The organism is Histidinibacterium aquaticum (assembly GCF_008710275.1).
Lineage (GTDB): Bacteria > Pseudomonadota > Alphaproteobacteria > Rhodobacterales > Rhodobacteraceae > Oceanicola > Oceanicola aquaticus.
The window spans coordinates 319,694-338,404 of record NZ_VYQE01000003.1 but is presented as its reverse complement, the minus strand read 5'-3'; the positions used below and the strand labels follow the sequence as shown (position 1 = coordinate 338,404).

Genomic DNA, 18,711 nt, shown 5'->3' with positions numbered 1-18,711 from the left:
GTCAGAGCACCCGCCCCGCCACGGCGTCGAGCTTTGCCACGAGAGCCGGGTCCCGCCTGTCAGGCGCAGTCAGGATGGCGTGCTCCAGTGCCCGGTCGCAGCCGTGCGGGCAGGGTGAGGCCTCGGCCTCCTGATCGGCAAGGGCGCGGACCAGGGACCGCGCATTGTCGGCGTTGGCCTGCAGCGTGGCGATAATCTCGGTGATCTGCACGCTGCCATGCTCGGGGTGCCAGGAGTCGTAGTCGGTGATCATGGCGACGGAGGCGTAGCAGAGCTCCGCTTCGCGGGCGAGCTTGGCCTCGGGCATGTTGGTCATGCCGATCACGTCCGCGCCCCAGGCCTCGCGGTACATCTTCGACTCGGCCATGGAGGAGAACTGCGGCCCTTCCATCGCGAGGTAGGTGCCGCCGCGGTGGCAGGTCACCCCCGCCGTGCGCGCCGCGGCCTCGGCCATGTCGCCCAGCCGCCCGCAGATAGGATGCGCGACCGAGACATGGGCGACGCAGCCCGCGCCGAAAAAGCTCTTCTCGCGGGCGACGGTTCGGTCGATGAAGTCGGACACGATGACGAAATCGCCTGGCGCCAGCTCTTGCCGGAACGACCCGCAAGCCGAGACCGAGAGGATGTCCGTGCAGCCAAGTCGTTTCAGCGCATCGATATTCGCCCGGTAGGGGACATCGGTCGGAGAATGGACATGGCCCCGGCCGTGCCGCGGCAGGAAGGCGATCGGACGGCCGCCCAGCCGCCCCCGGCCGCCCAGCCGCCCCGTGAGGATCTCGTCGGAGGGCGCGCCCCAGGGCGTCTCGACCGCCTGCCATTCGGCCTGCTCGAGGCCCTCCATGTCGTAGACACCCGATCCACCGATCACCCCGATCATCCGCTGCATTCGTCCCTCCGGTCAGCCCTGGGAGCGAGCCTGCCAGATGCCGCGCCGCGGCGCCATCGCCTTTGCAGACGCGGCGCGCTCAGCCCGGACGGTCGAGCGAGAAGAGGTCGGTGATCCGCGAATAGTCCTTGTAGCCCAACCGGGTAAGCGGCTGGTACCGGGTAATGTCGAGAAATCCCTCGTCCAGGAGCTCGTCCCGGATGTGCACACCCACGACCTCGCCGAAGCTCACGAAGTTGGCCTCTCCGGGCAGCTGCACGATCTGCGTGAGCTTGCACTCCAGCACCGCGGGGGCCTCGGCGACGTAGGGACAGTCGATGGTCTCGCACTGCGCCTTCTCGAGCCCCGCGTGCGCGAACTCGTCCTGATCGGCGGGCAGGCTCGCCGAGCTGGCGTTCATGGCGTGCCGCAGCGCGTAGCTGACGATGTTCACGGCGAAGACCCCGCTCTCCCGGATCTGCGCCACGCTGTCCTTGGTGTCGCCGCGGTCCTCCTTGGTGCTCGTCGAGGCGAACATGACCTGCGGCGGGGTGTAGGCCACGGCGTTGAAGAACGAATAGGGCGCGAGATTGTCGCCCGTCGTGCCGCGCGTCGAGATCCAGCCGATGGGCCGAGGCGTGACGATGGCGTTGAACGGATTGCGCGGCAAGCCGTGGCCGTCTTCGGGGCGGTAGAACATGCGGGAATTCCTCGTCGTTTGCCCCCCACCTAGGGCCATGCTACCCGGCCTGCCAGTGTCTGCGGGCAAGGGGTGCGATGGACGGGACCGCCACGGAACGGGCTGACGACTGGTGGGAGGTGGAGGCGCTCTACGACCTCTGTTTCGCGCCCGGCCGCAGCGCGCTGTCGTCCTACCGGCTGCGCGAGGGCGTGGAGCCCGTTGCCGGGCTCTGTATCGTCTGGCGCGACGCGGACGGTATCCTCGGCGGCGCCATCCGTGTCTGGCCCGTGCGGGTCGGTGGCGATCGGGCCTTGCTCGTGGGGCCCGTCGCCGTCCACCCGACCCGCCAGGGCGAGGGCCTCGGCGCTTTCCTCATCCGCACGGTCATCGACCGCGCCCATGCCGCCGGCGAGCCGCGGTTACTCCTGGTGGGCGACGCGCCGTACTACTCTCGCTTCGGTTTCGAGCGGCTCGAAGGGGTGGAGATGCCGCCGCCCACCAACCCGGACCGTGTGCTTGGACTGGCGCTGGAAGAGGGCGCCTGGGCGGGCATCCGGGGCGAGGTCACGCGCGACGCTGATTGAAACCCGCCCGCGGCTGCCCCATCTTCTTGCCATGAGCGAGAGCGACAAGCCCATGCGAGAGATCAATCCCGACCCGCCCCCCGTGCCTCTGGACGAGGCCGCGAAGGCCGAGATCGCGGCCCTGGTAGAGCGCCAGCGGCGCGCCCGCTCGCTTCTCATGCAGATCGTCACCTACGCCGGCGGCCAGGTGGAGGACGCGCTCAAGCGCCTTCCCAAGGGCATGCGCGGCCGGTTGGACGTGGCCGCCCGCACGGCGCTGGAGCGCTCCTACGAAGCCGCGTCGGGCACCTCGGGCCGGTGGGACGGTGACGGCTACAACAAGGTTTTCGCGACGATTTCCGGCGCAATCGGCGGCATGGGCGGCCTGCCCACGGCCCTGGCCGAGCTGCCGGTCGCGACCACCGTCATCTTCCGCTCGGTCCAGAGCGTCGCCGCCCGCAACGGAGAGGACCCGCGTTCGGTCGAGACCCGGATGGAATGCCTGAGGGTATTCGGCTCCGGCGGACCGGGCGAGGCGGATGACGGAATCGACACGACCTTCGTCGGCGCGCGCCTCTCGCTGACGGGGCCCGCCATGCACAAGCTGCTGGCGACCGTCGCCCCCCGCTTCGCCGCCGTGCTTGGGCAGAAGCTTGCGAGCCAGGCGGTGCCGGTCCTCGGCGCCGCGGCTGGGGCGGGGACCAACTACGCCTTCACCGGCTATTACGTCGAAATGGCGCATGTGCATTTCGGCCTGCGCCGACTGGGGCGCGGCTTCGGCGAGGACCAGGTGCTGGATGAATTTCACCGCGTTCTCGCCGCCCGGTCCATCCCGGTGAACCGCGCCAGCTAGGCAGGACTCTCGAGGCGCGACAGAAGGTTAGCGGCGGCGCATCCGCGCCTCGGTGGCCATGTTGTAGCGCAGTTCGAGGTCGGCGATCCGCAGCATCGCGCGCTTCTTCTCGTCCTCGGTCTCTGCCGCGCGGAAGTCGGCGCGCGCCTCGGCCAGTTGCCGCCGCATCACGACCTCCGGCGGGACCGCCCCGTTCTCGGCCATGACGCGATGCCCGACCTCGGTCACCACATCCACGTGCGGATTACCGCCCTTGACCGCGACCGGGGCGCCCTCGCCCTTCAACCCACTGAGATCGCCGTTCTTCTGGGCGGCATCGATCAGGCGTTCGGCTATTCGGCTGAGAAAGCTCATACCGGGAAGCTAGGCCCGAAGGCGCCTGTCCGGAAGGGGACAGGCGCCCGGATTCACGCGATTTCGCTCAGGCGCGCCAGGGCCGCCCGGACCTTGGCTTCTTCCTCTTCCTTGGCGGCGAGGTTGCCCCGAGTCTCTTCGACGACCTCTTCCGGGGCGCTTTCCACGAACTTCGGGTTCTTGAGCCGGCCGCGCAGACCGCCGAGCTCCTTCTCGAGCTTGCCGAGGCCCTTCTCGAGCCGCGCCTTCTCGGCGCCCACGTCGATGATGTCGGCCAGCGGAATGGCGAAGGTCGCGCCCGGGGCGGTGATCTGGATCGCCCCCTTCGGTGCGCTTTCGGCTTCGGTCAGGCTGTCGATCCGGGCCAGCCGCTTGATGAGCGCCTCGTTCTTCGCCCAGGCCTCCTTGGCGGCGGCATCGGCCTCGATCTGCAGCATGGGGACGTAGAGCCCGACCGGCACGTTCATCTGCGCCCGCGCCGACCGGACGTCCTCGATCACGCCGATCACCCAGGACATCTCGGCATCCGCCGCGGCGTCGCTCAGGTCCGAGGCGCTGTACTCGGGCCATTCACTCACCGCGAGCATCTCCGAGCGCGTCGCGAGGGTCCCCCAGAGCTCCTCGGTGATGAAGGGCATGAAGGGATGCAGCATCCGCAGGCACTGGTCGATGACCCATGCCATGGTCTCCTGCGTCTCCGCCTTCTCGGCGTCCGTGCCGTCCATCAAGAGGGGCTTGGAGAACTCGACGTACCAGTCGCAGACCTTGCCCCAGACGAAACCGTAGAGCGCCGAGGCGGCCTCGTTGAACCGGTATCCCTCGAGCGCCGCGTCGACCTCTTCCCGGACTCGCGCCGTCTCGCCGAGGATCCATTTATTGACCGTCGCTTGCGGATTCTGCGGCAATCCGTGCGTTGACTTGTCCTTTTCGAACACGCCGTTCATTTCGGCGAAGCGACAGGCATTCCAGAGCTTGGTCCCGAAGTTGCGGTACCCCTTGATCCGGTCGACGCTCAGTTTCAGCACCCCGCCGAGCGCGGCCATCGAGGCATTGGCGAAGCGCAGCGCGTCCGCGCCGTACTCGTCCGCGATATCCAGCGGGTCGATGACGTTGCCCTTGGTCTTGGACATCTTCTGCCCCTTCTCGTCCCGGACGAGCTGGTGCAGGTAGACCGTGTGGAAGGGCACCCGGTCCACGACGGCCAGTTGCATCATCATCATCCGGGCGACCCAGAAGAACAGGATGTCGAATCCGGTCACAAGGACATCTGTCGGGAAATACCGTTCCAGTTCCTCGGTCTGCTCTGGCCAGCCCAGTGTGCCGATGGGCCAGAGGCCGGAGGAGAACCAGGTGTCGAGCACGTCCGGATCGCGGAAGACCGGGACCGGCATCGGTGCCTGCGGCTGACGGATCGCCCCTTCGTTGGCGTCGCGCATCTCGTCGAGATACTCGGCGAGGAGCGTCTCCGCCTCCGCCTGGTCGGCGACCAGCCGCAGTTCCGCGTCGGGGCCGTGTGTCGTCCGGATGCGGTCGAGCGCCTCTTCCTCGGTCGCCGCGCAGAACCGCACCCAGCCGCCGTCGGGCAGCGGGTTGGGCGTGTACCAGACGGGAATCCGGTGCCCCCACCAGAGCTGACGCGAGATGCACCACGGCTCGATGTTCTCCAGCCAGTGATAGTAGGTCTTCTCGCCGCTTTCGGGCAGGATCTTCGTGTCGCCGTTGCGGACGGCGTCGAGCGCGGGGCCCACGACCTTCTCGGCGTCGACGAACCACTGGTCGGTCAGCATCGGTTCGATGACGACCTGGCTGCGGTCGCCGAAGGGCTGCATGATCGGCTTGGATTCAACCAGCGGAACCAGAGGACGCGCTTCGCCGCCCTCTTCGGGAGCGGCTGGTTTCTTCGTGCCTCCCAGACGCGGATCCGTTTCCGGAACCATGACCGCGAGGCCTTCTTCCGTGATCTGTTCCACGACCTTGTCGCGCGCCTCGAACCGGTCCAGCCCACGCAACTCGTCGGGCACGAGGTTCAGCCCGTCGACCTCGGCCTCGCCGAAGTCGGCCCCCTCGGCGATCTCCTGCGCCCGCTTCGCGGCCTCGGCATAGGGCGCGCCGTCATCCCGCATGTGGCCGCGGGTATCCATCAGCCGATACATGGGGATGCCGCCCCGCTTGGCGACTTGGTAGTCGTTGAAATCGTGCGCGCCGGTGATCTTCACCGCACCCGACCCGAAGTCCGGATCCGGATAGCTGTCCGTGATGATCGGGATCAGCCGCCGGCTCTCCTTCGGTCCCACCGGGATCTCGCAGAGCTTGCCGACGATGGGGGCGTAGCGCTCATCCGAAGGATGTACGGCAACTGCACCGTCGCCCAGCATCGTTTCCGGCCGAGTCGTGGCGATCGAGATGTAGTCGCGTTCCTCCTCGAAGACGACTTGGCCGTCCTCGTCACGTTCCACGTAGGTATAGGTCTCGCCACCGGCCAGCGGGTACTTGAAGTGCCACATGTGACCGGGGGTTTCGCGATTTTCGACCTCGAGATCGGAGATCGCCGTCTCGAAGTGCGGGTCCCAGTTCACGAGCCGTTTTCCGCGGTAGATCAGTCCCTTGTGGTACATGTCCACGAAGACCTTGATGACCGCGTCGTGGAAGTTGGGCGAATTCTCGTGCCCCGTGCGGGGGTCCCCCGGTGCGCCGGCCATGGTGAAGGCGTTGCGCGACCAGTCGCAGGAACTGCCCAGCCGCTTCAGCTGGTTGATGATGGTCTGACCGTACTCCGCCTTCCACTCCCAGACCTTGCCGACGAACTCCTCGCGGGTGAGGTCCGTGCGGCGCATGTTGCTCTCGGCCTTGAGCTTCTTTTCGACCTGGAGTTGCGTGGCGATCCCGGCGTGATCCTGCCCCGGCTGCCAGAGCGTGTCGAAGCCACGCATCCGGTGCCACCGCACGAGAATGTCCTGCAGCGTGTTGTTGAACGCGTGTCCGACATGGAGCGCGCCGGTCACGTTGGGCGGCGGGATCATGATGCAGAAGGTCTCGTCGCGACGCTTGCCGGCGCCCGCGCGGAAGCAACCTGCCTCCTCCCAGGCCTCTATGATCCGGGGTTCCGCAGTCTGTGCGTCGAAGGTCTTTTCCATGGGCATGGGGCGCTCCTCGTCGGTCGTGGCCCAGATAGCGGGGAAGGGAGGGGAGGAAAAGGCCCGGAGGACGGCCGTCCGTCTCCGGCCAGGTGTCCGGCGACGGGGGTCCGAAACGGGACGGCTGTCGACGGCCTCGTCTGGACACCAAAGCCCGGCTCCGCCATCACGGCGGACGGGACCAGCAAGGAAAGGCGCTCCCGATGCGCGATCTCGACAGATGGGTCAGTTGGCGCGACATCCAGGCCCAGCCCCGTATCTGGCGCGACTGGGCCGGGTCCTTTGTGGCCGACGAGGTGCGTGACTGGATCGCCTCGCTCGACGCCTCCGAGACCTGGTTTTGCGGCGCCGGCAGTTCGGCGCATATCGGGCGAACGGTCGTCTCCGGTCTGGAGGGGCGGGTGAGGCAGCTTCGGTCCGTACCGACAACTGATATCGTCGCCCGGCCGCATGCATATCTGGAGGGCCGCAGTCCGCTTGTTGTTAACCTTGGCCGCTCCGGCGGGTCCCCGGAGACACTCGGGACACTCGACGCGCTGGACGTCCTCGCGCCCACCGCGCCGCGGCTCAATCTGACCTGCAACCCCGACGGCGCCCTCGCGAAGCGCAAGGCGACGGGGCCCTGTGGCGTCGTCGTTCTCCCGGATGAGACGCAGGCCGAGTGCCTCGCCATGATCTCGGGCTTTACCACGATGCTGCTGACCGCGCTCGCCCTGTTCGATCCCATTCTACCAGAGGCGCCTTTCCTCAGGCTGGCCGATGCGCTGGAGCGATTGTTGCCGCGGTTCGCTGACCTTGCGGAACACACAGAGCCACCGGATCGCATCGTCTTTCTGGGCACGGGTCCACTTGAAGCCGCAGCCCGTGAGGCGGCGCTCAAGGTGCTCGAACTGACAGCTGGACAGGTGTCCGCTTTCTCGGAGACGCCACTCGGGTTCCGGCATGGACCGAAGAGCATCGTGGACAGCCGTACGAAACTGGTTCTCTTCACCAGCGGAGATGGCCTGGCCGCGAACTACGAGGCCGACTTGCTCGACGAGCTCTCGGATCAGTTCCCGGATGCGGGTCTGACGACCGTGGGGCCGGGCGCCGAACACGATCCCGGTCTCGACCTACCGGACGTCTGGCTTGCGCCGGTCGCGGTTGCCCTGGCTCAAGTCCTGGCCGTGACCTGGTCCGAAAAATTGGGCCTTAACGTCGACGATCCGTTCTCGGACACGGGTAGGCTGACGCGGGTCGTGCAAGGCGTGACTCTCTATCCCGTGCGCCCCCGATGATCGCCGCCGGGATCGACCTCGGGGGTAGCAAGATCGAAACCCGCCTTTTCGATGAGGAGTGGCAGCTCGCGCATTCCCGCCGTCGGGCGACGCCGGGCGACTATGGGGCGCTGCTGACGGCGCTCCTCGAAGAATTGCGGTGGATCTTCGAGACTGGAGGGAAGGTCCCTGTCGGGCTCGGGACCGCGGGACTCCTCGATCCGGTATCCGGCCACATGATCGCGGCCAACCTCCCGATATCCGGGCGAAATCTTCTCTCCGACCTCGACGAGAGCTGGGGGCCGGTGTCTCTGGTCAACGACGCCCAGGCCTTCGCGCTGTCCGAAGCGGCCTTCGGAGCCGCGCGGGGGGCCAAGTCCGCTGCCGGGGTCATTCTGGGGACCGGTGTTTCGGCCGGATTCATCGGTGGCGACCGCCTCGCCGGGGGGTACAGCGCCGCGTCGGGCGAGGTCGGACACTTGGCGGCGCCGGCGCACCTTGTCGGACAATTCGACCTGCCGGTTCATGCCTGCGGATGTGGTCGGACCGGTTGTGTCGAGACCTATATCTCCGGACCCGGGCTCGCTGGGCTAGCCCGACACATGACCGGAACGGAACTGTCATCCGAGACAATCGGCAAGCGCCGGGCCGAACCCGCTCTTGCTCCGATCTGGTCGCTTTGGTGCGCACTGACGGCCGAGATGCTCATGGGACTGGTCTGCACGGTTGACCCGGAGGTCATCGTGCTGGGCGGCGGGCTTTCCCGCATTGTCGACGTGGAGAGGGACCTGGGCGCCGCACTTTCTCGCGCGCAGATCGCGGGCCTGCGGACGCCGGAGATCCGGATTGCGGAGGGAGGCGACGCCAGCGGCGCGCGGGGAGCGGCGCTGGCCGCCTGGCAGGCCGCCCATGGGTAGATGGATCGCGCCCGAGCTGCTCTTCGACGGGGAGCGCCTTCTGGAAAACCGCGCTATCTTCCTGGAAGGCGGCCACCTGACCGAAACAGGCCAGGCGTCGGATTGCCCTGGGGCTGAGCGCGTTTCCGGTCTGGTCACGCCGGGCTTCGTCGACCTGCAGGTGAACGGCGGGGGAGGCGCGCTCCTCAATTCGGATCCGAGTCCGGCCGGCATCGCGCGCATCGCCGAGGCGCATCGGCGCTTCGGGACCGTCGCTCTCCTGCCCACGCTCATCACGGATGCGCCTGACCGGATGGACCGCGCCGCCGACGCCGTGCTCGCATGCGATCCGGACACCTGTCCGGGACTGCATCTCGAGGGTCCCCACATCGCAGAGGCGCGGCGGGGGACGCATGCGGCGCGGCTCATCCGGCCCTTCGACGATCGGACCTTGCAGACGGTCCAGCGGCTCAGGGCGGCTGGACGCAGCGTGATGGTTACCTTGGCGCCGGAGACGGTCGCGCCGGAGGACATCCGTCGGCTTGCGGACACGGGTGCGATTGTCTCTCTCGGCCATAGCGATGCGACCGAAGCGGAGGTCGGTTGGGCGATTGGAGCGGGGGCCCGGGCGGTCACGCATCTCTTCAACGCGATGTCGCAGATGACCGGTCGGGCGCCGGGGTTGACCGGCGCGGCGATCGCCTCGGAGCTCGCGGTCGGACTGATCTGCGACGGACATCACGTGAGCGACACGATGATCGCCCTCGCGCTGCGGGCGCGGCCCCAACCGGACAGCACGTTTCTCGTCTCCGATGCCATGCCGACGGTCGGCGGGCCTACTAGATTCGAGCTATACGGCTCTGAAATTCATGTGGAAAATGGAAAGCTGGTCAACGCAGAGGGCAATCTCGCCGGCGCGCATACGACCATGGCGGAGGGGCTCGCGCGGCTCGTGAAAGTGATCGGCATCGACCCGGAGAGGGCCCTCCGGATGGCGATTACCACGCCGGCCTGCCTCATCGGACGGGATGACCTCGCAGGGATCAAAGGCCGGGCGGCGCGCGACATCCTGCACATCGGTCCGGACTGGCAACTGCGCGGACCACTCGCCGACTAGTCAGATCGTTCCACCGGTCCGCCTTCCTCGACCCAGCCGGTGAATCCCTCGCGCAGGTGGGCCGCTTGGAAGCCCATGTCCTGCAAGGTCGCGACCGTCAGCGCGGAGCGCCAGCCGGAGGCGCAGTGGAACACGAAGCGCCTGTCCTGGCCGAAGACCTCTCGGAAATAGGGGCTTTCGGGATCGACCCAGAACTCCACCATGCCGCGCGGGGCATGAACGGAGCCAGGGATCCAGCCGGTCTTCTGCCGCTCCCGGATGTCGCGGATGTCCACGATGACGAGGTCAGGATTCCCGACCTGCGCCACCAACTCGGCCGCGCCGACCTCCTCGATCCGGGCGCGGGCGGCGGCGACCATCTGGGCGGATGTCATCTTGAGAGCCATCAGAGCAGTTTGACCTCCCCGCGCGCCGGTGCAAGGGTCTCGCGCGATCCGAACGAGAGGCAAGCCCATGATCCGCGCCGGCGTCGATATCGGCGGTACTTTCACCGATGCCGCGCTGGAGCATCCCGGCGGCCTCGCCACCGCCAAGGTCCTGACCGACTACACCCGACCGGAAGACGCCATTCTTCGCGCGCTGACGGACGCCTGTCGGACAGCCAGCATACAGCTGTCCGATATCGGACAGGTGATCCACGGCACGACGCTCGTGACCAACGCGCTGATCGAGCGGCGCGGCGCCCGGACGGCCTTCGTGACGACGGAAGGGTTTCGCGACGTGATCGAGATGCGCTCGGAGAACCGCTTCGAGCAGTACGATCTCAATCTCGAGCTGCCGCCACCTCTGATCCCGCGCGCCGACCGCTTCACCCTGGCGGAGCGCGTGTCGCCTCGGGGAGAGGTTCTGCTCGCACTAGACCGGGACGCCGCGCGCGACCTCGTGCATCGCATCAAAGATGCCGGATATACCTCTGTCGCCGTTGGATTTCTCCACTCTTATGCCAACGCCGAACACGAGGCGGCGGTCGAAGAGATCTTCGCCGAGCTCGCGCCGGAGCTTCCCGTCTCCCTGTCATCCCGGGTGTCGCCGCAGATGCGCGAGCTGCCCCGCTTCAACACCGTCTGCGCGAACGCCTACGTCCGTCCGCAAGTGGACGCCTATCTCGGACGGCTGACGGCGCGGCTCGCCGAGGAAGGTCTCACGGCGCCCATCTTCCTGATGCACTCGGGCGGCGGGCTGATCTCGCTCGACACGGCACGGGCTGAGCCCGTCCGCTTGCTGGAATCCGGTCCGGCGGGCGGCGCGATCTTCGCAGCTGAGCTCGCACGGTCGCACGGCGCCGGCCGGGCGCTCTCCTTCGACATGGGGGGCACCACGGCCAAGATCTGTCTGATCGAGGAGGGCAAGCCCAAGACCGCGGCCAGCTTCGAGGTGGCCCGCACCTACCGCTTCAAGAAGGGGTCCGGCATGGTCGTGCAAACGCCGGTCGTCGAGATGGTGGAGATCGGCGCGGGCGGCGGCTCGCTCGCCACGATCGACGCGATGGGCCGTATCCAGGTCGGCCCGCGCTCCGCCGGCTCGGAGCCGGGGCCCGCGTGCTACCAGCGCGGCGGGGAAGAGCCCGCGGTGACCGATGCGAACCTGCTCCTGGGCCGTCTCGATCCCGAGGCCTTCGCGGGCGGGAAGATACCGCTCTCCGAAGGGAAGGCCCGCGCGGCGCTCGACGCACGCATCGCGGAGCCGCAGGGCCTCTCGACCGAGCAGGCGGCCTTCGGCGTGACCGAGATGGTCGACGAGAACATGGCCAACGCCGCCCGGGTCCACGCCGTGGAGAACGGGCGCGACATCGAGCGCTATACGATGATCGCCTTCGGCGGCGGTGCGCCGCTTCATGCCGCGCGACTCTGCGAGAAGCTGGGGATCGCGCGCTGCCTGATCCCGCCCGGGGCCGGCGTCGGCTCGGCCATCGGCTTCCTGCGCGCGCCGATGAGCTACGAGGCCGCCCGCGGACGGTTCATGGCGCTGCCGGACTTCGATGCGGAGGCGGTCAACGCCCTGATCGAGGAACTCGACGCCGAGGCCCGCGCCTTCGTCGCGCAGGGCGTTGGCGAGGCCGAGACCGAGGAGCGGCTGACGGCCTTCATCCGCTATGCCGGGCAGGGCTGGGAAATCCCGGTCCAGCTGCCGGTCCGGCGCTACGCGCCGGAGGACCGCACGGTCATCGAGGAGGCGTTCGCCGAGGCCTATCGCGGCCTCTTCGGGCGGACCATCGAGGGGCTCGCGGCGGAGGTCACGAACTGGTCGCTGACGGTCGCCACGCTGCGGCCGCCGCCGGGGGAACTCGCCCCGCGCACGGACGGCACACGGCCGGAGGGCGGAAAACCCCGCAGCGTCTACGACGCCGGACGACGCGAGGCCGTCCAGGCCCTCGAGGTCCCGCGGAGCGCGCTCACGCCCGGTGCGGCCATCGAAGGGCCCGCGGTCATCACCGAGGACGAGACCACGACGATCGTGACCGCCGCCTTCCGCGCCGTGGGCCAGGACGATGGATCGCTGCTGCTCATCCGCAAGGAGACGCCATGACCCGGGGCATCGACTACCAGATCATGTGGAACCGCCTGATCGCGGTGGTGGAAGAGCAGGCCACGACACTCATCCGCACCGCATTCTCGACCTCCGTGCGCGAGGCGGGCGACCTGTCGGCCGGGCTCTTCGACAGGCGGGGCCGGATGATGGCGCAGGCGGTCACCGGCACGCCGGGCCACGTCAACGCCATGGCCGAGAGCGTGGGCCACTTCGCCGCGCGGTTCGGCCCGCAGGAGACGCTGGAGGGCGACGTCTACCTGACCAACGATCCCTGGATGGGAACCGGGCACCTGCACGACATCACCGTCGTCACGCCGGTCTTCAGAAAGTCTCGTCATATCGGATACTTCGCGGCCACGGCTCATGTCGTCGACATCGGTGGTCGTGGCTTCGGTCCCGACGGGCGGGAGGTCTACGAAGAGGGGCTGCTCCTGCCGATCTCCAAGTTCATCGAGCGGGGAGAGGTGAACGGGCTGATGGTCGAGATGATCCGTGCCAACGTTCGCACACCCGACCAGACGGTGGGCGACATCCATTCGCTCGCCGCCTGCAATGCCGCCGGCGACCGGCGGCTGCAGGCGATGCTGGACGAGTTCGGCCTGGACGAGATCGAGGGCCTCTCGGATTACATCATCGACGCGAGCCGCGCGGCCACGCGCTCGGCGATCGCGGGCGTGCCGGACGGGACCTACCGGAACGGGATGCGGGTCGACGGATTCGAAGCGCCGGTCGACATGGCCGTCACTCTGGAGGTGGCGGGCGACCGGATGACCTGCGACTTCGCCGGGACCTCGGGCATGAGCGGCTACGGCGTGAACTGCCCCGAGGTCTATACCCGCGCCTATGCCTGCTTCGCGCTGAAGTGCGCCATCGCGCCGGAGGTGCCCAACAACCACGGCTCGCTGGAACCCTTCGAGATCACGGCGCCGGAGGGCTCGATCCTCGCGGCGCGCCGCCCTGCGCCGGTCTCCGTGCGGCACGTCATGGGACACCTGGTGCCCGACGCCGTGCTGGGCGCGCTCCACCACGCACTGCCCGGCGTCGTTCCGGCCGAGGGTGCGTCTGCGCTCTGGAACATACAGCTTTCGGTCCGGGAGACCGGGGGAGAGGGTCGGGCCGAGGTCCTGATGTTCAACTCCGGCGGCACCGGCGCGCGCCCGGGGTCCGACGGGCTCTCGGCGACGGCCTTCCCCTCGGGCGTCTCCACCATGAGCGTCGAGGCGACGGAACATGTCGGCCCGATCACAGTCTGGCGGAAGGAGTTGCGCAGCGGGTCGGGCGGGGCCGGGAGGCATCGCGGCGGTCTCGGACAGGTGATCGAGATCGAGGCCCGGGAGGGCCACGAGATGTCGATCAACGCGATGTTCGACCGTGTGAAACACGCGGCCCGGGGGCGCGAGGGCGGCGCGGACGGGGCAGCGGGCCGGGTCGAGCTTGCCGACGGCACGCCGCTCGCGCCGAAGGGACGGCAGTCCGTCCCGCCGGGCGCACGGTTGCGGCTCTCCTTGCCCGGTGGTGGCGGTTACGGCCCGCCGGACGAGCGCGACCCCGAGGCGGCGGAGGCCGACCGGCGCGGCGGATACACGGACTAGCCGTCGATCGGCGCACAGAGGTCCAGAAGCGCATCCACGTCCATGTGCGCCTCCAGGTGTGCGGCGAGTGCATCGAGCGCGGCCTCGACACCTGTCCCGTAGGCGACACCCGTCTGGGCGCCGAGCTCGGCCAGGTAGGCTGCGCGGAAGCCGTCGGAGGAGAAGAGACCGTGCAGGTAGCTCCCCCGGATCCTCCCGTCCTCCGAGGCCGCACCCTCGGGCCTTTCGTTCACCGAGAGCCAGGCGCGGGCGCAATCGGGCCCCTCGGTCTCGCCCATGTGGATCTCGTAGCCCTCGACCGCTTCGCCGGAGCCCGGGTGATGCGCCGCCGAGAGCGCGAGCCGCTTCTCGGGCCGCATGACGGTCTCCACGTCGAGAAGCCCGAGCCCCTCGATCTCGCCGGGTGCCCCCTCGAGCCCCTCCGGGTCGGCAATCCGCCGGCCGAGCATCTGGTAACCGCCGCAGAGCCCCAGGACATGCCCGCCGCGCCGGACATGGGCGAATAGGTCGATGTCCCAGCCCTGTGCGCGGAGGTCCGCGAGGTCCGAGCGCGTGCTCTTGGACCCGGGGATCAGTACCAGCGCCGCGTCGCCCGGCAGGGCGCGGCCTGGCTCGACGATCTCGACCGACACGCCGGGTTCGGCCGAGAGCGGGTCGAGGTCGTCGAAATTGGCGATCCGGGAGAGGCGCGGAACGGCGATCTTCAGCGGACCCGCGCCCGATTTCGGACGGATGTCCATGACGTCTTCGGCCGGCAGCCGCCAGGCGTCCGAAAACCAGGGCAGCACGCCGAGCCCCTGCCAGCCTGTCCGCTCGGCGATGACGGAAAGCCCCTCGGCGAAGAGGCTCGGGTCGCCCCGGAACTTGTTGATGGCGAAGCCAAGGATCAGACGCCCGTCCGTTTCCGGAAGCACGGCGTGGGTCCCGACCATCTGGGCGATGACGCCGCCCCGGTCGATGTCCCCCAGCAGGACGACCGGGCATCCCACCGCCTCGGCGAAGCCCATGTTGGCGATGTCCCCCGCGCGCAGGTTGACCTCCGCCGGGCTTCCCGCGCCTTCGACGACAACAATGTCCCGGCCCCGCGCCAGACGCCGGTAGCTTTCCAGAACCTTGGGCAGGAGCCCCGCCTTCATGGTTCCGTAGTCCCGGGCCTTCACGGTCGCGACGCGCTTTCCCTGCACGACGACCTGCGCGCCGGTCTCGCTCTCGGGCTTCAGCAGGACCGGGTTCATGTCCACCACGGGATCGAGCCCCGCGGCCCGCGCCTGCAGCGCCTGGGCTCGCCCGATCTCGCCGCCGTCGACGGTGACCGCCGCGTTGTTGGACATGTTCTGCGGCTTGAAGGGCGCGACGGAGAGACCCCGCGCCCTGAGCGCCCGACAGAGTCCGGCCACGACGAGGGACTTTCCCACGTTGGAGCCCGCGCCCTGGATCATGATCGCCCGTGTCATGCCCTGCTTCCTACGCGGACAGGCCCGCAGGGCAACGAAAAACGCGGCCCCTCAAGAGGAGCCGCGTCAGTCGTGAACACAACAAGACGTCAGGCGGCGGCGCGGGCCAGGGCCTCGGCAGCGTTCCGGCGCTCGCTCTCCTCGCGCGAGAGCGCGACGGAGGTGCGGACACCCTTGGCAACGAAGTCCATCAGGCCGTTCACCACACGCTCGTTGGGGTCGATCCCGGCGCAGGTGAGGACCTCGCGGCCATCACGGGAGCGCGCCCAACGTGCGATCTGGTCCGGTCCGTTGCCGTACTTCTTGTCGTCGGCGATGGCGTCGTCCAGCGCAGCAAGGACGACGGCCGCGAAGAGTTTGCGCGCCCGGTTGCCTTGCTCGTTGTTGAAGGCGGTGCCATCAACGAAATTGGTCATCTCGCGTCCTTCATTGTTATTGATCTTGTGATCTCGGCGTCCGGGGACTATGCCGATTTGGGTCCGATTCTGGTGGCCGTTCTCGACATAGTTGGTATTCGCTAGGTGCATGGCTCCCGGGTGCGAACACGTGTATTTTGCCGTGTCGTGCACGGATAAGTGCCCGATATAGGCTCTGAACCGATTCGATCAAGGATATGACACAAATCGGTCGTACTTAGGCGGAGATCCCCTCTTGCATCGTCGCTTCGAGTGTGACGGCGCAGCCGCCCGCCGCCATGTCCTCCGTCCTGTTGTAGCGAAGCCACGCCAGTGCCCGGTCGCCGGAGACGGTATGCAGCGTGCCGGCGGGCTTCCCGCCCGAAGTGATCTCGGTGCCGGAGGCGGCCTCGCCGTCGAGACGGACCCGGGCGAGTCCCTTCTTGAGCTCGGTCTTGTGCTTCATGCGGGCGGTGACCTCCTGGCCGACGTAGCAGCCCTTGCGGAAGTCGACGCCGTTGAGCCGTTCGAAGCCCAGTTCGAGGATGTAGCTGTCCGGCGTGAGCTCGATGCCCGCCTCAGGGATCATGTGCTCGACCCGCAGCGCGTCCCAATCGGTGCCGTCGTCGCCGCCGTCCGAACCGTAGAGCCGCCAGCCGAGCTCCGGATGCCGGGGGTCGACGAGGGCGCCGTCGGGCAGGGGGCCCTTGCCGCGACGAACCTGCAGATCGGCCTCCTCGACGGCGACGTCCTTGCGCAGCTTGTACATCGACAGCTTCTGCGCCAGCTGCGGCGCCACGACGGAGGGCGCATCAAGTAGAAGCCGGTCGGCCTCTGCCAGCATCAGGAAATCCGCGATGTACTTGCCCTGCGGCGTGAGCAGGGCCGAGTAGCGCAGACCTTCACCCGGTGCCGGGACCTTGTTGGTCACGAGGTTCTCGAGAAAGGCGGTGCGGTCGTCGCCGGTCAGCGCGATGATTGTGCGGTCGCTCATTTGGACTGGCCTCCGGGAGCATCCTTGAACTGCATGGCATGGAGATCGGAATAGAGACCGCCGCGTGCAAGGAGGTCGTCGTGCCGCCCCTGGTCCACGACCCGTCCCTTGTCGAGCACGACGATGTTGTCGGCGTCCTGCACCGTCGAAAGCCGGTGCGCGATCACCAGCGTGGTCCGGCCTTCCGACAGCCGGTCGAGCGCCTCCTGCACGAGCTTCTCGGACTTGGTGTCGAGTGCCGACGTGGCCTCGTCCAGCAGGAGCACCGGCGTGTCGCGAAGCAGGGCGCGCGCGATCGCGACGCGCTGGCGCTGGCCGCCGGAGAGGTTAGAGCCGCGCGGCCCGGCGGGAGCGTCGAGCCCGCCCTCCAGCTGGGGCAGGAAGTCCGCCACGTGGGCGGCCTCCAGCACCTCCTTCAGCCGGGCCTCGCTGACCTCCTGGCCGAGCAGGATGTTCTCGCGCAGGCTTTCGTCGAAAAGAGCCGCGTCCTGGCTGACCACGGAGAAGAGCCCCCGAAGGTCGGGCAGGGCGATGTCGCGGGCGGGCACGCCGCCGACGGTGACCTCTCCCGAAACAGGGTCCACGAGGCGTGTGAAGACGTGGAAGATCGTGGATTTGCCCGCGCCGGAGGCACCCACCAACGCCGTGCGCTTGCCCGCCTCGGCAGTCAGCGAGACATCGTGCAGGACCGGCATGTCGCCATAGGCGAAGGAGACATGCTCCAGCCGAAGTTCCGGCGCGCCTTCCGGTGCCCCGACCGGGGTGGCCGGCGACTTGATCGTCGGCCTTTCGGACAGCAGTCCGAGAATACGTTCGATGGAAGCGGCCGCGTTCTGCCACTTGCCGGAGAGCGATCCCAGCCGGCGCAGCGGGTCGAAGGCGAGACCGATGGCGGTGAAGAAGGCCATGAACTCGCCGACCGTCTTCTCGCCGTCGATGATCTGCGCGCCGCCGTAGAGCATCACCGCCAGGAAGCCGATCCCGGACATCAGGTCGAGCAGGGCGGGGATCGCAGACTGCCATGTCGCAGTGCGGACCTCGGCCTCCACCCGGTCCGCCACGAGAGCCGCGTCGCGGGAGGCCTGGTAGCGCTCCAGCGTGTTCAGTTTCACCGGGTTGATGCCGTGAAAGACCTCGTCCAGCCGGGTCGACATGCGGCTCGCGAGCTCTCGCGCCTGGCGCGAGGAGCGCCGGACGTAGAGCTGCACGAGGTAGGATGGCACGACGAGAAGCGGTGCCGCGATCAGCGTGATCAGCGTCCACCGCCAGTCGATCGAGAGCGCGACGCCGAAGAGCCAGACGAGGCTCACCGCGTCGCGGCCGACGCCGGTGATGATCGTGGCCCAGATCTGGTTGATCGCTTGAACGTCGCCCTGGCACCGCTCGATCAGCTCGCCCGGGCTCTTCTTCTGGTGGAAGCTCGTGTCGAGCGTCATCAGGTGGCTGAGCAGGTCGGCGCGGATATGCGCCGCGGTCCGCTGGGCAATGCGCGTGAGCAGGACCTTGTGGGCCATGGAGGCCACGCCCCGGACCACGAAGATGCCGAAGACGGCAAGCGCCACGAGCCAGAGCGCGCCCGAATCCCCGCCGACGAGGACCTGGTCGAACATCGGCTCCACCAGGAGGCTGAAGCCGCCCAGCGACGAGCCCTCGATCGCCATGATCGCGAGCGCGACGGTCAGCAGCGGGACGTGGCGTCGCAGGTACCCCCGCCAGAGCCAAGAAAAGAGCCGGCGGCTCTGCGCGTCGGTGGGGCTTTGCGTCATGGCGGGCAGATAAGGCCCCGAACCCCGCCTTTGCAAGCGCGCGGGACGGACCGGATCGGCGGCGGTCACGCCACGATAACGTTGAAATGACGGGGCGTCGGAATGTCGCTTTTTGACAAGTTCCGAGGCCGCAGATCGGTCATTCTGGGCTGACGCAACGACATTGCGAAACCCCTTTGAAACCGCGTCTTAAGCGGCAAATGACTGCCGGAATGCTGAAAATGTACCGGCGAATAGGTGCCGGCTGCACGAAAATCATGC

16 protein-coding genes are annotated in these 18,711 nt (G+C 68.2%); 7 read left to right on the top strand and 9 right to left on the bottom strand.

Translation table 11 applies throughout. The features are described from left to right. Position 1 precedes the first annotated feature (1 nt). Positions 2–886, bottom strand: coding sequence for an S-methyl-5'-thioadenosine phosphorylase (locus F3S47_RS11150; protein ID WP_150445341.1), 885 nt, complete (start codon positions 884–886; stop codon positions 2–4). A 79-nt stretch (positions 887–965) separates the two neighbouring features. Further along, on the bottom strand, positions 966–1,565 hold the full coding sequence (locus tag F3S47_RS11145) for a flavin reductase family protein (RefSeq protein ID WP_150445340.1): 600 nt from the start codon (positions 1,563–1,565) through the stop codon (positions 966–968). Positions 1,566–1,642: 77 nt separating this feature from the next. On the opposite strand from F3S47_RS11145, the gene F3S47_RS11140 reads away from it, so the two are divergent. Together F3S47_RS11140 and F3S47_RS11135 are read left to right on the top strand one after the other, a co-directional pair. Continuing rightward, positions 1,643–2,131 (top strand): GNAT family N-acetyltransferase, encoded by a 489-nt coding sequence (locus tag F3S47_RS11140; RefSeq protein ID WP_150445339.1) that lies wholly within the window; start codon positions 1,643–1,645, stop codon positions 2,129–2,131. 52 nt (positions 2,132–2,183) lie between these two features. Continuing rightward, positions 2,184–2,963, top strand: a complete 780-nt coding sequence (locus F3S47_RS11135; RefSeq protein WP_150445338.1) for an EcsC family protein — start codon at positions 2,184–2,186, stop codon at positions 2,961–2,963. A 27-nt stretch (positions 2,964–2,990) separates the two neighbouring features. Here F3S47_RS11135 and F3S47_RS11130 read toward each other — a convergent pair whose 3' ends face one another. Together F3S47_RS11130 and F3S47_RS11125 are read right to left on the bottom strand one after the other, a co-directional pair. Beyond that, a complete protein-coding gene (locus F3S47_RS11130) occupies positions 2,991–3,317 on the bottom strand; it encodes a DnaJ family domain-containing protein (RefSeq protein ID WP_150445337.1) in 327 nt (108 codons plus the stop codon). Between the two features lie 53 nt (positions 3,318–3,370). Next, on the bottom strand, positions 3,371–6,457 hold the full coding sequence (locus tag F3S47_RS11125; RefSeq protein ID WP_150445336.1) for a valine--tRNA ligase: 3,087 nt from the start codon (positions 6,455–6,457) through the stop codon (positions 3,371–3,373). A gap of 197 nt (positions 6,458–6,654) precedes the next feature. Here F3S47_RS11125 and F3S47_RS11120 point away from each other — a divergent pair, with 197 nt between their 5' ends. From F3S47_RS11120 to F3S47_RS11110, 3 genes are read left to right on the top strand one after another with little or no spacing between them, the layout of a single operon-like run. Continuing rightward, complete coding sequence (locus tag F3S47_RS11120) at positions 6,655–7,728, top strand: tagatose-bisphosphate aldolase (protein ID WP_150445335.1); 1,074 nt, start codon at positions 6,655–6,657, stop codon at positions 7,726–7,728. Further along, entirely contained in the window at positions 7,725–8,624 is a 900-nt protein-coding gene (locus F3S47_RS11115) for an ROK family protein (protein ID WP_150445334.1), read from the top strand. The genes F3S47_RS11120 and F3S47_RS11115 overlap by 4 nt, the downstream gene beginning before the upstream one ends. Then, positions 8,617–9,720: an N-acetylglucosamine-6-phosphate deacetylase gene (locus F3S47_RS11110; RefSeq protein WP_150445333.1), complete on the top strand. Its 1,104-nt coding sequence runs from the start codon at positions 8,617–8,619 to the stop codon at positions 9,718–9,720. The genes F3S47_RS11115 and F3S47_RS11110 overlap by 8 nt, the downstream gene beginning before the upstream one ends. Here F3S47_RS11110 and F3S47_RS11105 read toward each other — a convergent pair. Continuing rightward, entirely contained in the window at positions 9,717–10,106 is a 390-nt protein-coding gene (locus tag F3S47_RS11105) for a rhodanese-like domain-containing protein (protein ID WP_150445332.1), read from the bottom strand. The genes F3S47_RS11110 and F3S47_RS11105 overlap by 4 nt on opposite strands. 67 nt (positions 10,107–10,173) lie before the next feature. Between F3S47_RS11105 and F3S47_RS11100 the strand changes: the two genes are divergently transcribed. Continuing rightward, positions 10,174–12,246, top strand: a complete 2,073-nt coding sequence (locus tag F3S47_RS11100; protein WP_150445331.1) for a hydantoinase/oxoprolinase family protein — start codon at positions 10,174–10,176, stop codon at positions 12,244–12,246. Next, the gene (locus F3S47_RS11095; protein ID WP_150445330.1) at positions 12,243–13,841 is read left to right on the top strand and encodes a hydantoinase B/oxoprolinase family protein; all 1,599 of its coding nucleotides are present in this window, start codon (positions 12,243–12,245) and stop codon (positions 13,839–13,841) included. The genes F3S47_RS11100 and F3S47_RS11095 overlap by 4 nt, the downstream gene beginning before the upstream one ends. On the opposite strand, the gene F3S47_RS11090 is transcribed toward F3S47_RS11095, so the two are convergent. The 4 genes from F3S47_RS11090 to F3S47_RS11075 form a co-directional block, all read right to left on the bottom strand. Then, the gene (locus F3S47_RS11090) at positions 13,838–15,295 is read right to left on the bottom strand and encodes a cobyric acid synthase (RefSeq protein WP_150445329.1); all 1,458 of its coding nucleotides are present in this window, start codon (positions 15,293–15,295) and stop codon (positions 13,838–13,840) included. The two genes, F3S47_RS11095 and F3S47_RS11090, sit on opposite strands and share 4 nt — an antisense overlap. An 89-nt stretch (positions 15,296–15,384) precedes the next feature. Beyond that, on the bottom strand, positions 15,385–15,711 hold the full coding sequence (locus tag F3S47_RS11085) for a DUF6280 family protein (protein WP_150445328.1): 327 nt from the start codon (positions 15,709–15,711) through the stop codon (positions 15,385–15,387). A 217-nt stretch (positions 15,712–15,928) separates the two neighbouring features. After that, the gene (gene ygfZ / locus F3S47_RS11080; protein WP_150445327.1) at positions 15,929–16,684 is read right to left on the bottom strand and encodes a CAF17-like 4Fe-4S cluster assembly/insertion protein YgfZ; all 756 of its coding nucleotides are present in this window, start codon (positions 16,682–16,684) and stop codon (positions 15,929–15,931) included. Continuing rightward, complete coding sequence (locus F3S47_RS11075) at positions 16,681–18,450, bottom strand: ABC transporter ATP-binding protein (protein ID WP_150445326.1); 1,770 nt, start codon at positions 18,448–18,450, stop codon at positions 16,681–16,683. Before F3S47_RS11075 ends, ygfZ begins: the two co-directional genes overlap by 4 nt. Between the last annotated feature and the right edge of the window lie 261 nt (positions 18,451–18,711).

What these genes read in the sequence shown, in the direction of transcription:
- F3S47_RS11150 (WP_150445341.1), bottom strand. Translation starts at nt 886, where the DNA reads ATGCAGCGGATGATCGGGGTGATCGGTGGATCGGGTGTCTACGACATG.
- F3S47_RS11145 (WP_150445340.1), bottom strand. Translation starts at nt 1,565, where the DNA reads ATGTTCTACCGCCCCGAAGACGGCCACGGCTTGCCGCGCAATCCGTTC.
- F3S47_RS11140 (WP_150445339.1), top strand. Translation starts at nt 1,643, where the DNA reads ATGGACGGGACCGCCACGGAACGGGCTGACGACTGGTGGGAGGTGGAG.
- F3S47_RS11135 (WP_150445338.1), top strand. Translation starts at nt 2,184, where the DNA reads ATGCGAGAGATCAATCCCGACCCGCCCCCCGTGCCTCTGGACGAGGCC.
- F3S47_RS11130 (WP_150445337.1), bottom strand. Translation starts at nt 3,317, where the DNA reads ATGAGCTTTCTCAGCCGAATAGCCGAACGCCTGATCGATGCCGCCCAG.
- F3S47_RS11125 (WP_150445336.1), bottom strand. Translation starts at nt 6,457, where the DNA reads ATGCCCATGGAAAAGACCTTCGACGCACAGACTGCGGAACCCCGGATC.
- F3S47_RS11120 (WP_150445335.1), top strand. Translation starts at nt 6,655, where the DNA reads ATGCGCGATCTCGACAGATGGGTCAGTTGGCGCGACATCCAGGCCCAG.
- F3S47_RS11115 (WP_150445334.1), top strand. Translation starts at nt 7,725, where the DNA reads ATGATCGCCGCCGGGATCGACCTCGGGGGTAGCAAGATCGAAACCCGC.
- F3S47_RS11110 (WP_150445333.1), top strand. Translation starts at nt 8,617, where the DNA reads ATGGGTAGATGGATCGCGCCCGAGCTGCTCTTCGACGGGGAGCGCCTT.
- F3S47_RS11105 (WP_150445332.1), bottom strand. Translation starts at nt 10,106, where the DNA reads ATGGCTCTCAAGATGACATCCGCCCAGATGGTCGCCGCCGCCCGCGCC.
- F3S47_RS11100 (WP_150445331.1), top strand. Translation starts at nt 10,174, where the DNA reads ATGATCCGCGCCGGCGTCGATATCGGCGGTACTTTCACCGATGCCGCG.
- F3S47_RS11095 (WP_150445330.1), top strand. Translation starts at nt 12,243, where the DNA reads ATGACCCGGGGCATCGACTACCAGATCATGTGGAACCGCCTGATCGCG.
- F3S47_RS11090 (WP_150445329.1), bottom strand. Translation starts at nt 15,295, where the DNA reads ATGACACGGGCGATCATGATCCAGGGCGCGGGCTCCAACGTGGGAAAG.
- F3S47_RS11085 (WP_150445328.1), bottom strand. Translation starts at nt 15,711, where the DNA reads ATGACCAATTTCGTTGATGGCACCGCCTTCAACAACGAGCAAGGCAAC.
- ygfZ (WP_150445327.1), bottom strand. Translation starts at nt 16,684, where the DNA reads ATGAGCGACCGCACAATCATCGCGCTGACCGGCGACGACCGCACCGCC.
- F3S47_RS11075 (WP_150445326.1), bottom strand. Translation starts at nt 18,450, where the DNA reads ATGACGCAAAGCCCCACCGACGCGCAGAGCCGCCGGCTCTTTTCTTGG.